This window comes from Calothrix sp. PCC 6303, from assembly GCF_000317435.1.
Taxonomy (GTDB): domain Bacteria; phylum Cyanobacteriota; class Cyanobacteriia; order Cyanobacteriales; family Nostocaceae; genus PCC-6303.
Genome location: NC_019751.1, coordinates 2143758 through 2160088, shown reverse-complemented (window position 1 = coordinate 2160088; position 16331 = coordinate 2143758). Strand labels below are relative to the sequence as shown.

At 41.3% G+C, this 16331-nt stretch carries 13 protein-coding genes; 6 read left to right on the top strand and 7 right to left on the bottom strand.

Features of this window, described 5'->3' with window-relative positions:
• Window positions 1–188 precede the first annotated feature (188 nt).
• Window positions 189–1211, top strand: coding sequence for a type I glyceraldehyde-3-phosphate dehydrogenase (gene gap / locus CAL6303_RS08775; protein ID WP_015197489.1), 1023 nt, complete (start codon window positions 189–191; stop codon window positions 1209–1211).
• A gap of 71 nt (window positions 1212–1282) precedes the next feature.
• Here the strand turns inward: gap and CAL6303_RS08770 are convergent, their stop codons facing one another.
• The 3 genes from CAL6303_RS08770 to petB all read right to left on the bottom strand — a co-directional run bounded on the left by CAL6303_RS08770 (window position 1283) and on the right by petB (window position 3320).
• Window positions 1283–1723, bottom strand: a complete 441-nt coding sequence (locus CAL6303_RS08770) for an ATP-binding protein (RefSeq protein ID WP_041739303.1) — start codon at window positions 1721–1723, stop codon at window positions 1283–1285.
• Window positions 1724–1955: 232 nt separating this feature from the next.
• Window positions 1956–2438 (bottom strand): cytochrome b6-f complex subunit IV, encoded by a 483-nt coding sequence (petD, locus tag CAL6303_RS08765; RefSeq protein WP_015197487.1) that lies wholly within the window; start codon window positions 2436–2438, stop codon window positions 1956–1958.
• Between the two features lie 234 nt (window positions 2439–2672).
• Window positions 2673–3320 (bottom strand): cytochrome b6, encoded by a 648-nt coding sequence (gene petB / locus CAL6303_RS08760; protein WP_015197486.1) that lies wholly within the window; start codon window positions 3318–3320, stop codon window positions 2673–2675.
• Between the two features lie 333 nt (window positions 3321–3653).
• On the opposite strand from petB, the gene ctpA reads away from it, so the two are divergent.
• Window positions 3654–4895 (top strand): carboxyl-terminal processing protease CtpA, encoded by a 1242-nt coding sequence (gene ctpA, locus CAL6303_RS08755; RefSeq protein ID WP_041739300.1) that lies wholly within the window; start codon window positions 3654–3656, stop codon window positions 4893–4895.
• 103 nt (window positions 4896–4998) lie between these two features.
• Here the strand turns inward: ctpA and CAL6303_RS08750 are convergent, their stop codons facing one another.
• A complete protein-coding gene (locus CAL6303_RS08750; protein WP_015197484.1) occupies window positions 4999–5691 on the bottom strand; it encodes an MBL fold metallo-hydrolase in 693 nt (230 codons plus the stop codon).
• A 254-nt stretch (window positions 5692–5945) separates the two neighbouring features.
• On the opposite strand from CAL6303_RS08750, the gene CAL6303_RS08745 reads away from it, so the two are divergent.
• Window positions 5946–7448 carry a site-2 protease family protein gene (locus CAL6303_RS08745; RefSeq protein WP_015197483.1) on the top strand — a complete coding sequence of 501 codons (1503 nt, stop codon included), beginning with the start codon at window positions 5946–5948 and terminating at the stop codon, window positions 7446–7448.
• A 108-nt stretch (window positions 7449–7556) separates the two neighbouring features.
• On the top strand, window positions 7557–8396 hold the full coding sequence (locus CAL6303_RS08740) for an alpha/beta fold hydrolase (RefSeq protein WP_015197482.1): 840 nt from the start codon (window positions 7557–7559) through the stop codon (window positions 8394–8396).
• Window positions 8397–8502: 106 nt separating this feature from the next.
• Here CAL6303_RS08740 and CAL6303_RS08735 read toward each other — a convergent pair whose 3' ends face one another.
• From CAL6303_RS08735 to CAL6303_RS08725, 3 genes are all read right to left on the bottom strand, one after another.
• Window positions 8503–9723, bottom strand: a complete 1221-nt coding sequence (locus CAL6303_RS08735; protein WP_015197481.1) for a type II secretion system F family protein — start codon at window positions 9721–9723, stop codon at window positions 8503–8505.
• 149 nt (window positions 9724–9872) lie between these two features.
• A complete protein-coding gene (locus CAL6303_RS08730; RefSeq protein ID WP_015197480.1) occupies window positions 9873–10991 on the bottom strand; it encodes a type IV pilus twitching motility protein PilT in 1119 nt (372 codons plus the stop codon).
• Window positions 10992–11035: 44 nt separating this feature from the next.
• The gene (locus CAL6303_RS08725) at window positions 11036–13048 is read right to left on the bottom strand and encodes a GspE/PulE family protein (protein ID WP_015197479.1); all 2013 of its coding nucleotides are present in this window, start codon (window positions 13046–13048) and stop codon (window positions 11036–11038) included.
• Between the two features lie 417 nt (window positions 13049–13465).
• On the opposite strand from CAL6303_RS08725, the gene grpE reads away from it, so the two are divergent.
• Window positions 13466–14113: a nucleotide exchange factor GrpE gene (gene grpE, locus CAL6303_RS08720; protein WP_015197478.1), complete on the top strand. Its 648-nt coding sequence runs from the start codon at window positions 13466–13468 to the stop codon at window positions 14111–14113.
• A 253-nt stretch (window positions 14114–14366) separates the two neighbouring features.
• Window positions 14367–16325, top strand: coding sequence for a molecular chaperone DnaK (gene dnaK, locus CAL6303_RS08715; RefSeq protein ID WP_015197477.1), 1959 nt, complete (start codon window positions 14367–14369; stop codon window positions 16323–16325).
• The last annotated feature ends 6 nt before the right edge of the window (window positions 16326–16331 follow it).

Here is a 16331-nt window from a genome sequence, read left to right as displayed (position 1 = left end):
CTGATGATATATCGGCATCAGTTCATGTATGTACAATAGCGAAATATTCAAATATTAAAATAACCCAATTAAATCCGCCTTAGCCGACTCCAACTGTCACGATTAGGTAGAGTCAGATGTATTTGTTAAAATTCTGAGATCAACATATCTGACCATAACCTTCTATAACCTGATTTGGAGGTTTCTAATTGGCAAAATTAAAAGTTGGTATTAATGGGTTTGGTCGTATCGGTCGCTTGGTATTCCGCGCTGGTATGAACAACCCCAATATTGAGTTTGTCGGTATTAATGACTTGGTACCCCCCGATAACCTCGCTTATTTACTCAAATACGATTCAACCCACGGTCCCTACAAGGGTACTATCGAAGCTAAGGAAGATGGCTTTGTAGTAGATGGTAAATTTATCCCCTGCATGTCAGTTCGCAACCCAGCGGAGTTACCCTGGGGTAAATTAGGTGCAGACTACATAGTTGAATCTACTGGTTTTTTTACTGATTTTGAAGGGGCATCAAACCACCTCAAAGCTGGTGCAAAAAGGGTAATTATCTCGGCACCCACCAAAGAACCAGAAAAGGTTCGCACCTTACTCATGGGTGTCAACCATAACTTATTTGATCCTAGTAAAGACTTAATTGTCTCCAATGCTAGTTGCACTACTAATTGTCTAGCACCTATTGCTAAGGTAATTAATGATAACTTTGGTTTAGCCGAAGGTTTAATGACCACAGTTCATGCTACAACAGCAACGCAGCCAACGGTGGATGGTCCAAGTAAAAAAGACTGGCGAGGTGGACGTGGTGCAGCACAAAACATCATACCTTCATCTACAGGTGCTGCTAAAGCTGTAGCATTGGTACTACCAGAATTAAAGGGTAAACTAACAGGTATGGCTTTTCGGGTACCTACACCTGATGTGTCAGTTGTTGATTTGACGTTTAAAACTGATAAAGCCACCAGTTACAAAGATATTTGTGCGGCGATGAAATCCGCCGCCGCTGGAGCTTTGAGTGGTGTTTTGGGATACACTGAAGATGAAGTAGTCTCAACAGATTTTCAGGGTGATACCCGTTCGAGTATTTTTGACGCAGGCGCGGGAATTGAGTTGAACTCGAACTTTTTCAAAATTGTGGCATGGTATGACAACGAATGGGGTTACTCAAATCGGGTGATTGATTTGATGTTATCGATGGCACAAAAAGACAACATTTAAAATTTGGGATTGGCAAGACGTTAAGTTAGCAGTTATGAGCGGAGTTAAGTCCCCCTGATAACTGCTAACTCCTATCTTGTTTCCAAGCCATATTTGACAATCAACAGACAATTTCTTTCGTCTGAAGTCCGTTCATAAACAACCCGATCAACTAATCGTCGCAATAGGAACCAACCATATCCTCCCACCTGTAGAGTACCTGGTTCTGGTTCTGCGATCGCATCCGGGTTGAAAGGTTTACCACGATCCCAAATTCTAATCTCTAATCGATCATCCCAGAGGGAAAGATCAATATCGATAGCTGTTTCTGGTGGTAAAGTATGATGAGCATGGCGAACGGCATTGGTGAAACCTTCTGCCAGCGCTAAATTAAGACGATATAATTGACTGTCTGATCGACCAAGATGCGAGATATACTTTGAGCAAAATTGCTCAAACCATTCTTGCACAACGTTTAAAAGCTTAAGTTCGCTCTTTACCATCAGATGGTCTCGCTGCACCATGCTAAGCATTGACCTTGACTTAAATACTAAAGGGATGAAAAGTTGCTACTACCTTTATAACTTAATTAGTTTGAGGTTTTGGATCAGTATTTTACCTTAAAATGTAAAATTATGATGTATTTTTAATTACAAAAACTAATGCCTGTACAGTTTTAAAAGCACTAACTCGTAGCACTTTTAAAACTTACAGGCACTAAAATGACCGCTAAACAAGCATAAAATACTGGTTATAGTCTACAAACTAGAACAGCCCTAAGCTGAAAGATTTGTCGATGGGCAAAGTTGCACCAATACCCAACCAGAGAGTAACCAAAGTACCAATCATGAATACAGTAGTTGCTACCGGACGACGGAAGGGGTTTTGGAACTTATTGATGTTCTCAATGAAGGGAACAAGAATCAATCCCAATGGGACTGAAGCCATTGCCAATACTCCTAACAATTTGTTAGGAACAGAGCGCAAAATTTGAAATACAGGGTATAAATACCACTCAGGCAAAATTTCTAAAGGAGTTGCGAAGGGATTTGCGGGTTCTCCAGTCATTGCAGGGTCTAAAACTGCTAAAGCTGCGATACAAGCAAATGAACCCATAATTACAACAGGGAAAATGTAAAGTAGGTCATTGGGCCATGCAGGTTCACCATAGTAATTGTGACCCATGCCTTTAGCCAATTTAGCTCTTAGTTGAGGATCGCTCAGATCGGGTTTTTTAATTGTTGCCATTTTTGAAGGTGCTCTCTTGGTGAATTAAAGCATTTGTTATAGCTGTTAGGTTCAGTTACCCTAACGCTGGTGCTGTTGACTCGTGAACTTGAGGATATCCAGCTTTGAGCGTTATCTTTTGAAGTTTGGTGCTGATGTTTCCTATGTGTCAAAAGTATCTGACTAATGATAAGTTTAAAACAAACAGCAGGCTTTGTAACTGAACTTTTGTAGCGGTTCCTTGACTACTTACAATTACAATGGTCCAGAAATGCCTTGTTTGCGGATCATTAAGAAGTGCAAGAGCATGAAAACTGCAATCAGCCAAGGTAATACGAAGGTGTGAGCGCTATAGTAGCGGGTAAGAGTTGATTGTCCAACACTAGAACCACCACGAAGTAAATCAGCGATGAGGGTACCAACTACGGGAATAGCTTCGGGTACACCACTTACGATTTTTACAGCCCAGTAACCAACTTGGTCCCAAGGCAATGAGTAACCTGTTACGCCGAAGGATACAGTGATCACAGCAAGAAGAACTCCAGTTACCCAGGTTAATTCGCGGGGTTTTTTGAAACCACCAGTTAAATAAACGCGGAAAACGTGGAGAATCATCATCAAGACCATCATGCTGGCAGACCAGCGGTGAATGGAGCGAATCAACCAGCCAAAGTTAACCTCATTCATGAGGTACTGTACTGAAGAGTAAGCTTCAGCAACTGTTGGCTTATAGTAGAAAGTCATGGCAAACCCAGTTGCAAACTGGATCAAGAAGCAAGTCAAGGTGATACCACCTAAACAGTAAAAAATATTAACGTGAGGAGGGACGTACTTGGTAGAAACGTCATCAGCGATCGCTTGAATTTCCAAGCGCTCCTCAAACCAGTCGTACACGTTTGACATACAATCTCAAGTTCCTAAAAATCAATTGCGGTTGTAGAATTGCGGCTCATTGGTTTTTCAATTAGCCGTCAGAGTAGTGATCGTTCTCAGAAACTTAACACTCTGCAAAAAATATGTATTGCGTTCGCTCTGTTCTCAACCATGCAGGATGATAGATACAAAGACGATTTTAACGTTTAGTGAGGAGCATGTGCTGGTAAAAATTGCTTATTCTGACAATTCAACAATGCATCACTTCTATAAAAAAAGTAACATAGTCGAGAGATAGATTTCATCAATGATCAAGTAACTGGGCAAACTTTAGGCAATTTTGGGTTGAAAGTGAAACTGAGAATGTGGTTCATGCACAAACAGGCTGTTGGAGTTATATCGCTGTTAATGGCGTTTTGGATTGGGTTTTGCGGTTTCGCAGCGCCAGCTTTGGCGCTGACTGAGGAGCAAAAGCTGGTTTCCGAGGTATGGAGAATTGTCAATCGGAATTATCTTGATGAGACATTCAACCATCAAAATTGGGCAGAAGTTAGGCAAAAGGTTTTAGGCAAGCCCATCAAAGATCAACAAGGAGCGTATGTTGCTGTGCAAACTATGCTCAAAACCCTTGATGATCCATTTACCCGTTTTTTAGATCCCGAACAGTATCGCAGTCTACAGGTCAATACCTCTGGAGAGTTAACTGGGGTGGGTTTACAAATTGCCCTAGATGCACAAACTGGTCAATTGCAAGTTGTTGCCCCCATTGCTGGTTCTCCGGCGGAGAAAGCAGGGATTCAACCACGCGATCGCATTCTCCAAATAGAGGGGATTTCCACCGCCAAATTGACCCTAGATGAAGCCGCAGCCAAGATGCGGGGTGCAAGTGGTAGTTCTGTCACTTTGTTAATTGAGGGCGAAGACAAGAGCCAGCGGGAGGTCAAATTAACACGCGATCGCATTGCCCTAAATCCGGTTGTGGTTGAACTAAAAAAATCTCCCCAAGGTAAACCTATTGGTTATATCCGTCTCACCCAATTTAATGCCAATGCTCCCATGGAGTTGGCACATGCCATATCTAATCTGGAAAAACAAGGCGCAAATGCCTATATTCTTGATTTACGCAACAATCCGGGTGGCTTACTGCAAGCTGGGGTGGAAATCGCCCGTCAATGGCTTGATTCTGGCATCATCGTCTACACCGTAAATCGTCAAGGCATTCAAGGTAATTATGAAGCATTTAGTTCTGCCCTCACCCAAGATCCCCTAGTCATCTTGGTTAATCAAGGAACAGCCAGCGCTAGCGAAATTCTCGCAGGTGCCTTACAAGATAACCACCGCGCTACCTTGGTAGGGGAAACCACCTTTGGCAAGGGTTTGATTCAATCTTTATTTGAACTGTCTGATGGCTCTGGTTTAGCGGTCACAATCGCTAAATATGAAACTCCAAATCACCGCGATATTAATAAATTGGGGATTAAGCCAGATCAGGTAGTGGCATCTGAAGGATTGACACGCGACAAGATTGCCACTAAGGATGACCCTCAATATCAAGCAGCAGTTAATTTGCTTACACAAAAATCAGTTGTTGTGGGAGGGGTTTAAATACAGTTGATAGTATTGTTTTAGACGTAGAGACGTGACATGTCACGTCTTTCCACTGTTTTGTTGCCCACAAAAAATAGGGTCTTTGACATCACTAAGGTTTTTACATCATTACAGATGTACTCAATAAAGCATCATAGTTGAATTGTTTTAAATATTTATACGCAGAATCAATGGCGTATTCACCTCGGAGAAAGCCTGTATTTCCTCCAGGGCAAATATATCTGAGTGTATCTAAATCAAAACGATTCGCAAGTAGTTTAATGCTATCAATCTGCCGTCGCCAGTGGAAAGTCTTCGCAGTTCGCAAAGGTACAGGTTCACCCTGAGTGTTGGGAAGTAAATGTCTACCAGTAAACAGAACACCATCTCCATTGCCATAATATAAGCAAGAAGAACCAGGAGAATGCCCAGGTGTCCAAATTATCTGGATTTGTGAATCCAACGTAAATTCTTGAAAAAAAGTAGTAACATTTAGTTCTGGTAATAAATAAGCTTCCTGTTCTTGAATCAGAATCTTACAACCGAATCGCTGTTGAATTTCCCCAGTTTTTCCAATGGCACCACGATGAGTCAAAAATATCCAACTAATTCCTCCGTTTAAGTTGATAAACTCTTGATTAATTTCGTTGATGGCAGGGCAATCGATCAAAATATTGCCTTCGTTTCTTACAATAAAGTAAGAAGTTCCTCCCAGTGTGTCCCGATTAGGCGGAAATGCAAAAATCTGATTCAGTACAACCCGTGGCTGTTTGTTGACAAAACTTGGCTCTGGCTCGGCATTTAAGGCAAACATATGAAAACTTAGCTCAAATAGTGGTGGATAATTATACTTAGACCAAATCTATCTTGAATTCAAATATCTATTGCCAATACTGGATTAATTTTTGATGGCGAATAGTAAAATTGAAAAGCTAACAAGTCATATTTTTGTGTCTATTTTCCCAGCAATTAACTTATCTGCGGGAAAAAGTACAAGTTCTGCCTCAAAATTAGTTTTGGTGGTGCTAAGGCTATAGGCAAGACGTTTTTAAGGCAAGTAAAGATAAAATGGAAGTCTGGATTCTCCTATTTTTGGGATTAATTACCTATCTGATGGTGCAACGGATCGTCACTAGCCTAACCAAAACACCCGTATGGTTGCTGTGGTTAGTGTTGATGATACCTCCAACTATTTGGGTACTTTCGATAGTTGTAGGAAAACAACAAGCACCACCGCAGGCTCTGATTATCTCTTCTGTGGCAATTAGTACTTTATTGTATTTGGTTCTGTTTATGTGGGGTCGTCGTTACCCTTCCTCAGACTCTTCGGGAAAAACCCCAACCCAAACTGAACTACCAACAGCAGAATCACCGCAAATTATACATCCGATTCCAGAACCAGTTGTAGTCCGCCCAATTGAAATCGGGGAAGAAGTTCAACTTAGAGATTGTTTCCCTTGGTCGGTATATTTTCTGCAAAATATCGAATATAAACCACAAGCTGTGATTTGTCGGGGACAATTACGGATGGATGCGGCTGAAGCTTATGAACGGATTAAAGAAAATATCCAGGAAAAATTTAGCGATCGCTTTGTGCTAATTTTCCAAGAAGGCTTTAATGGTAAACCTTTTTTTGTCCTTGTTCCTAACCCTCAATTAGCTAAAAATAATCCCCACGCTCAAGATAAATTAACACGTCCGGGATTAGCCCTGATCATGCTATTTACAACCCTACTGACAACAACTTTTGTCGGTATGCAAGTTGCTGGCTTTAAAATTGAACAACTCCAATCTCAGCCGACAATTTTCTTCCAAGGATTGCCCTATGCTTTGACATTGATGACAATTTTAGGGTTGCACGAACTGGGACACTACTTCACCTCACGTCGGTATAAAATTCGCTCAACACTGCCTTATTTTATTCCCATGCCCTTATTTTTAGGGACTTTTGGGGCATTTATTCAGATGCGAAGTCCAATTCCCAACCGTAAAGCCTTATTCGATGTAGGCATTGCGGGACCATTTACGGGTTTTGTCGCAACTTTGCCACTACTAATTTGGGGATTAGCCCATTCGCAAATTGTTTCTAACACTACACAACTGGGCTTATTGAGCGGTCAATCCTTAAATGCCCTAAATCCTCAATATTCAATCTTAGTGGCAATCATCGCCAAAATGGTTTTAGGTGCCAAACTAACAGCAGATTCTGCTATCTCTTTGCATCCAGTTGCTGTTGCTGGTGTATTTGGTTTAATTATCACCGCTTTAAATCTCATGCCTGTGGGACAATTGGACGGAGGTCACATCATTCACGCCATGTTTGGTCAGCGTAATGCCCTGGTGATTGGTCAAATTGCCCGTTTATTGTTGTTAGTGATCTCGTTGATACAGCCAGAGTTTTTTCTCTGGGCAATTATTGTATTATTCATCCCCCTCATCGATGAACCCGCTTTGAATGATGTCACAGAACTTGATAACAAGCGGGATTTTTGGGGTTTAGCTGCTATGGCATTACTGGTATTGATCATTTTGCCATTGCCAGATGCGCTAGCGCGAATGTTGAATATTTAGAAAATAAAACAAACTAAGAGAGACGCGACATGTCTCGTCTCTACAGATTGCCTTTATTTCTCTAAAATCTGCCGTCTATTCTGATTGCTAATTTTTCAATTTTCCTAAATGCCGGAACGTCACACACTATCTACAGCAAATGTTCAGTTATCTTATTTGCGTTGGAATCATCCCCAGGAGCCATTGTTACTATTGCATGGGATGGCTGACCATGGACTGGTTTGGTCGGCTTTGGGCGAGTATCTAGGGTCAGATTATGATATTATTGCCCCCGATATGCGCGGTCATGGGGATAGTAGTAAACCAGAAAACGACTATAGCTTTGAAAGTGCGATCGCTGACTTGGAAAACTTGATGGATTCCGTAGGTTGGTCGTCTGCTCATATTGTCGCCCATTCTTGGTCAGGTAAACTCGCCACAATTTGGGCAACCCAAAACCCTCAACGCATCAAAAGTCTGGTTTTGGTAGATCCGATTTTTATTTGGAAGATACCAAGTATTTTCAAACTGACTTTTCCCCTGCTGTACAGAGTATTGCCCTTTCTCCAAGGAATGGGACCTTTTAGCAGTTATGAAGCCGCAGAAGCTAAAGCCAAAACTTCAAATCAATACCAAGATTGGACAGATTTACAACAAAAAGTGTTCGCAGGTGGAATTGAGCAAAAAAGTGATGGGAGTTACGGCAGTAAGTTCACCATAGCAGCACGCGATCGCATCTTTGAAGAAGTGATGCGTGTACCTGGTTTAACTACACCAATTTACATACCCACCCTATTTATTCAGCCAGAAAAAGGTGTAAATCGTCTGGAATGGCAACTCAAACCATACAAAACCTACCTCAAACACCTCGAAATATCTCAAGTTCCCGGAAATCATTGGGCATTTTTAACAAAACCAGAGATATTTAACCAAACCGTCAAGAATTTTTTACAGCAAAATCACTCTTGAATTCAAAAAATTCAAAAGTGAACTAACCAGTATCTAACTTTCAAAACATAACCTGAAAACCGTAGAGACGAGATATGTCGCGTCACTCTTTAATATTTGTATTTCCTTAACCTAATGTATCGAAAACTTTGAACAGTGGTAAATACATCGAAAGCAAAATAGTTCCCACCATTCCACCTAAAACCACAATCATCACTGGTTCTAAGATACTTGTTAAAGCCTTCACAGCTTGTTCAACCTCATCCTCATAAAAATCTGCAATTTTCATCAACATTGCATCTATTTCACCAGTTTCTTCTCCAATACTAATCATTTGTAATGCCATTGGTGGAAAAACTTTTTCTTTCTGCAATGCAAAACTAATCATACCCCCTTGTTGAACTTCAAAACGTGCCGCATCAATGGCATTTGCAACAACTTGATTTCCTGAAGTATCACGAACAATTTCCAAAGACGTTAAAATCGGTACTCCCGAACGCGTTAAAGAACCAAAAGTTCTACTAAAACGAGCAACTGAAGATTTTTGAATTAAATCTCCAAACAAAGGTGTTTTTAGAGACAAACGGTCAATCGTTTGTCTTCCCATGGGAGTTTTATAGTATTGTTTATAGGCAATTACAAAAGCAATAAATCCAAGAATTACAACTATTATTTGTGGACCCCTTAATATTCCGCTAAGAGTAACCATGAATTGGGTTAAAGGTGGTAAAGTGTTGCCAATTTCTTCAAAAATCTTGGCAAAAATAGGAATTAAGAAAATAGTCATTCCCAGAAAAATTGATACAGCAATAAAACCCACCACCATGGGGTAAGACATAGCAGATTTAATTTGGTTTTGTAGTCTTGCTGTATCTTCTAGTAGTTTAGCCAACCGGTTTAAAACTTCATCTAATACACCACCAACTTCACCCGCTTGAATCATGCTCACATACAAACCATCAAAGCAAGCTGGGTGCTTTCGCATCGAATCAGAAAGATTTAAACCATTTTGAACATCTAAACTAATCTCCATCAAAGCTTTTTTTAACTTGGGATTTCCACATTGTTCTCCTAATACTCCCAAGCTTCTAACTATTGGTACACCTGCATTCACCAATGCGGCAAACTGCCGTGAAAAAACAGCTTTATCTTTAACAGTGACTGTAGCGAAACGAGTTTCAAAATCAAGAAGTTGCTTTAAATCTAAGCTGTTTTCCTTCTTCAGTTCCTGAATGCTAAAACCTTGCTGTCTCAAGTTAGTCCGAGCTTGATTAATAGATTCTGCTATCACCTTTTCAGTTCGGGATTTTCCCTGTGTATCTCTAATTTTTGCAACAAAGGTAGGCATAATAGGAATTTAAATTTACGTTTAATTAATTGATATTTTGAGAAAAAGATTTATCGGGGATGAATATTACTAAATGATAATATATCTAGCCCGATATTTTCTAGATAGAGACGCTGGCACAACGTCTCCTGAACATGAGATTAAAACAATTAATGTGCTCTTGTTGCACCAGCAGCTTTTGCAGCTGCTGGAGGAACACCACCAATTAGACGTTGAACTTCATCTGGTTTGGAAGTTTTGGACATTGCAGCTTCAAAGGAAATAGTACCGGCTTTATATAAGTCAGCTAATATTGTTTCCAAAGTTTTCATTCCTAACTTACCTCCAGTCTGAATTGCCGAGTAAATTTGGGATGTTTTACCTTCACGAATTAAGTTAGAAATAGCAGGAGTTACAACCATAATTTCCTGTGCCATAATTCGACCAAATTCACCAGGCTTAGGGCTTTTCTTCGGAACTAAAGTTTGGCTAAATACTGCAACTAGTGAGTTAGATAACTGTACCCTGACTTGAGTTTGTCTTTCGTGGGGAAACACATCAATAATCCGGTCAACAGTTTGTGATGCTGAACTAGTGTGAAGTGTACCAAATACTAAGTGCCCAGTTTCTGCTGCCGAAATTGCCAAAGAAATTGTTTCCAAATCCCGCATTTCACCCACCAGAATAATATCTGGATCTTCTCGCAAAGCTGCTTTTAAGGCATTGGCAAAACTCTTGGTATCTTCATTCAATTGACGTTGGTGAATCAGACTTTTAACAGGTTCGTAAACAAACTCAATGGGGTCTTCAACTGTGAGGATATGTTCTGCACGGGTGCGATTAATCAAGTCAATCATTGCTGCCAAGGTAGTGGTTTTACCAGAACCAGTTGGACCTGTAACTAAGATTAAACCTCTAGGTTTTTCTGACATTTCCCGAACAACATCAGGTAGACCCAATTTATCAAAGTTGGGGATTTTGGAACTCAAAGCACGTAAACAACAAGCATAGGTACCACGCTCTTTATAGACATTGACACGAAAACGTGCTAGCCCTTTGACACCATAGGAGCAATCTAATTCCCAAGTCTGTTCCAAAGTTTTGCGCTGACCATTATTCAACATACTAAAAATCAGCCTTTGACACTGGTCAGGGGTCAAAGGATCGGAACCGATGGGGGTGAGTTTACCACTAATACGGAAATAGGGAGGTAAACCAGCAGATAGGTGCATATCTGAACCACCCATTTCAATCATCTGCTCCATCAAATCTTCGATCATCATCTCCATAGTTTTGCTCCTGATTTGCTTTGTTTCGATTCAGATATTCCTAACTAGTCCTGAAAACGCGGTGTCATACAGTAAGGACAATCCAGCCATTCTGGTTTGAGTTCTGCACTACAGGTTCGACAAGTGAGGCTACTTTTACGTCTTGCCTTCAGTTCTGCTTCTAAACCAGTATCTGTATAGGTCACCCGCTCAACTTCTTCCAAAGTTGTTTGTCCTTGACGTACCAAATCTAGGCTGTAAGAAAGTAGAGTTTTCATCCCATCTTCAACCGCAACTTCCTTGATGCGTTCGGTGGGTGCTTCCTCATTAATTAGAGTTTGCAGACGTTCAGTTACCCGCATCACCTCATAAACACCGCAGCGTCCTTTGTAACCAACACCCCCGCAAGTTGGGCAAAGTGAATTATTTGCCTTAGCCTGTTGAATTTGCTCGTTAGTGAGGGAATTTGCTTTATAAAAAGTCAGATCTACATCTTGAGAAGCAGATAGACCATAGCGTGCCAATTCTTCAGTAGAAGGATTGTAAGCAATACGACAATCTGTACAGACACGACGAACAAGACGTTGTGCCAAAACACCAAGTAGGGAGCTAGAGACCATAAATGGTTCAACACCCATTTCACCCAAACGTGCGATCGCACCTGGTGCATCATTGGTATGTAGCGTTGTTAAAACTAAGTGTCCGGTTAATGCCGCTTCGATGGCAGTTTTTGCGGTTTCCCGATCTCGCGTTTCCCCCACCAGTAGCACATCCGGATCTTGGCGTAAGAATGCCCGTAATGCCGTAGCAAAATCTAGCCCTTTTTCCCTTATTACCTGTACCTGAGTAATCCCCGGTAAACTGTACTCAATTGGATCCTCTACAGTACTAATATTGATTCCAGGGTCATTACGTTCCGCTAATGCCGAATATAGCGATGTGGTTTTACCTGAACCAGTCGGTCCTGTCACCAAAATCAATCCAAAGGGACGACTGACCATATCCTGAACAATCCCCAAAGTTTCCGGGTCAGTAATTAATTTATCTAACCCTAATTGAGTTGAGGAGTTATCCAAAATCCGTAACACAACCTTCTCGCCGTAGCGGCTAGGTAGTGTATTTACCCGGAAATCCACCTTGCGTCCTTCAAAAACCCGGCGGATGCGACCATCTTGGGGTAAACGTCGTTCAGCAATATCTAAATTGGAGATGATTTTAAATCGAGCCGTAACCGCAGGAATAATTTTTTTGGGTAATGGGTCAAAAGCCTCTCGCAACACACCATCTCGACGAAAGCGGATGCGAAGATTCTCTTCTTGCGGTTCAATATGAATATCCGAAACTTTCTCAGATAAGGCTTTAGCTAAAATTCGGTTCACCAAGCTAATAATTGGAGCATCTTCAGCCCCTTTCATTGCTGAACCTAAATCAACATCCATATCATCTGGAGCCTCTGCCAAATCAAGATCGGCAAGATTTTCCAAGTCCTGGTTAATATCTGTAAATTTTTCTTTCTCTAAATGCTTTTGTTTAACCGCAAGTTCATCTAAATATTGATTGATGATTTGTTGGTAATCTTCTTGAGTAATTACCATCCGTTGCAAAGCTAAATTTTGCGGTCGCAAAATTCGGTTGAGGTCATCTGATGCTTCCAAATTATCAGGATCCACCATTGCCACAAGTACCGATGGTGGATTTTGAGCATCATTACGCGACAAAGGCAATAAACGATGACGACGACAAATATCTACTGGGATGAGAGTCTCAATCAAATTTCCCACTTGTGAATCTCCCACCGGACTAACTTCCGGATCGAGATATTCCACACCGTAGAGTATTTTTAGTTCAAACAGCTGCTGCTTCTTATAAAGTCTGAGCAATTCAGGTGAGAGTTGTCGTCCAGAAATTGACTCCAATACTTCAGTTAGGGGTCTTCCAGACTTGCGGCTTTCGATTAGCGCTTGCCGCATTTGTTCAGTATCGACAAAGCCAACTTGTACTAGCTTATTGCCAAAGGGAGAAAATTCTGCTCTGGTAGCTAGGGCAGTGCTGCGTCGTTGTTGTGACGAGTAAGTCATATGATGAGTAAAGGATAGCCGAAACCTCTGATATCAAGTATTCCCATGCTGCTATTAAGAATTGTCATACCAATAGAGAAAATATCAATCAGTCACTAATTGAATTAAAAGTTTTCGGAAAGCCGCCCTTATATTAATAAACTAAGGTGTTCAGCATTTGTCACAATAGATGACGGTGACATCACCTTCAGATAAAATTCGATGCTGAGATAGACCTGCTGCCAAGTGCAACGACAAGGAACCTCCTGTGACTGCGTGAATGCAATCGCGCTAAAGTGATAACTTGGCTCATTGCTGAGTGCAACAGAGCTAATGCTCGAATTTTGCTGGGGCGATAGGTACAAGAACATCGACGAAGATTAGGAAAATAAATCATACTAATCAGCAATCAGGAGAAGATTAGAGGTAAAGCAACTAATGAATACTGACTCTCTAGACCAAATCAATGCTAATGAGCCTAGTAGTGAGGCAAATGAAACAACAGCCAATGTATCTACAACTATGCCCAACTCCGATAGTGGTGTAGAGCAAGCAACTACTGTTTCTAATTCACAATTGGATCAGCAAATAGAATCTCTCAAAAACCAGGTGGAAGAACGTAGTAATCAATACATGCGGATTGCCGCCGATTTTGAGAACTATCGTAAGCGCACTCAGAAGGAGAAAGAAGACCTGGAAGTGCAAATTAGACGCAATACCATTATGGAATTGCTGCCAATAGTGGATAACTTTGAGCGAGCGCGCGCCCAAATTAAACCCCAAAATGATGGAGAAATGGGCATTCACAAAAGTTATCAAGGTGTCTACAAACAACTGGTAGATTCCTTAAAACGTTTGGGTGTTTCCCCTATGCGTCCCGAAGGTGAGATGTTTGATCCAAACCTTCACGAAGCAGTAATGCGCGAACCTACGGATGAATATCCGGAGGGAACAGTGTTAGAAGAGTTAGTACGCGGATATAATTTGGGCGATCGCGTGCTGCGTCATGCAATGGTCAAAGTAGCTGCACCAAAGGAAGATGTACCTGCTTCCGAAGACAGTCAGCCCGGTTCAACCGAGGGTTAAATTTTCCTTACCAGGAAAATGATTGTTCGTGGCATTGTGTAATTTTTATTCGCCATCTCAGACAGCAACCACAGGCATATTGCCTGTGGATCGTTGTTTCTACTACTTTTGACCAATCGTGCCTGAGCCTTAGGCTCTAAGCCAGCACTGCGTACCTCAACTTGGATAGTCCGTGCCAATTTAAATTGGAAATTTTTGATTAGAAATTTCTGTAAGTTTCTAACATATTAACTCTGTAAAAATACTGATTATTATGGGAAAAGTTATTGGAATTGACTTGGGCACTACCAATAGTTGCGTCGCAGTTTTGGAAGGTGGTCAACCAATTGTGATCGCCAACTCCGAAGGTGGTAGAACAACTCCAAGTATTGTTGGGTTTGGTAAAGGTGGTGAGCGCTTGGTGGGACAGTTGGCAAAACGCCAAGCTGTAACAAATGCCGAAAACACTATTTTTAGTATCAAAAGATTTATTGGTCGCCGCTGGGAAGACACTCAAGCCGAACGCGATCGCGTACCATATGAATCGGTTAAGGGTCGTGATGATACCGTAGATGTGCAAATTCGTGGACGGAATTACACCCCCCAAGAAATTTCGGCAATGGTACTGCAAAAGCTCAAACAGGATGCTGAAAATTTCCTTGGCGAACCTGTTACCCAAGCCGTAATTACCGTACCTGCCTATTTTACCGATGCCCAACGCCAAGCAACTAAGGATGCTGGCACCATTGCGGGGATGGAAGTTCTGCGAATCATCAATGAACCTACAGCCGCAGCTTTGGCATTTGGTTTAGATAAACAGGATCAAGAACAACTAATTCTCGTTTTTGACCTTGGTGGTGGTACATTCGACGTGTCCATTCTCCAATTGGGTGATGGCGTATTTGAAGTTAAAGCCACCTGTGGTAACAACCACTTAGGTGGAGATGATTTCGATAATGCCATCGTGGAATGGATGATTGAAACTTTCCGTCAACAGGAAAGTATTGATTTAGTTACCGATAAAATGGCATTGCAACGTCTGCGGGAAGCAGCTGAAAAAGCCAAAATTGAACTTTCTACCATGGGTAGTACCTCCATAAATCTGCCCTTTATCACAGCAGATACCACAGGTCCCAAACACCTGGAAATGGAGTTAAGTCGCTCGAAATTTGAAGAAGTCGCTAGCAGTTTAATTACCGCCATAGTAGAACCAATGGCGCAAGCACTTAAAGATGCTGACCTCAAACCTGAAGATATTGACAAAATCATCTTGGTTGGTGGCTCTACGCGTATTCCTGCCGTCCAAAACGCCTTAATCAAATTTTTTAAAGGTAAAGCCCCAGATCGCTCTATTAACCCTGATGAAGCTGTGGCATTAGGTGCAGCTATTCAAGCAGGGGTATTGGGTGGTGAGGTGGATAATCTGCTACTACTAGATGTCACCCCCCTATCTTTAGGGATTGAAACCTTGGGTGAGGTTTTTACCAAAATAATTGAGCGGAACACAACTATTCCCACCAGTAAATCTCAAGTTTTCTCCACTGCCATCGATGGACAAACTTCGGTAGAAATTCATGTCCTCCAAGGTGAGCGGGCAATGGCACGGGATAATAAAAGTCTAGGAAAGTTTCTCCTCACTGGAATTCCTCCTGCTGCCCGTGGTGTCCCTCAAATTGAAGTTGCCTTTGAGATTGATGTTAACGGTATTCTCCAAGTCTCGGCACAAGATAAAGGAACAGGCAGAGAGCAAAGCGTCCGTATTACTAATACTGGTGGCTTAAGCTTGAATGAAGTTGAAAAAATGCGTCAGGAAGCAGAAAAATTTGCTGAGGAAGATAAAAAACGCATTGAATTAGTGGGATTGAGAAATCAGGCTGATAATTTGCTGCTTAGTTATGATTCAACCCTTAGAGATAACGCTAATTTAATTGGTGAACAAATTAAACTACAAGCCGATGAAAAAGCGTCTGCACTGAAAGCTGTGATGGGTGATACCCACATTTCAGTAATTGAATTCCAGCAACATTTAGATAATTTTCAACAAACCTTATTTAGTATTGGGGCTGAAGTTTATAATCGTGCCAATACTCAACCAGGTGAAGTCATTGATTTTAGCAGTAGTTCACTGAACTCGGAAATAGGCGAAATCAATCATCCAAGTATTCCAGCACAATTTAACTTTGATTTTGAGGAGGAAGGTAGCTTGCAAGGTGATTATGAAGTGATTGATTAGATAGAA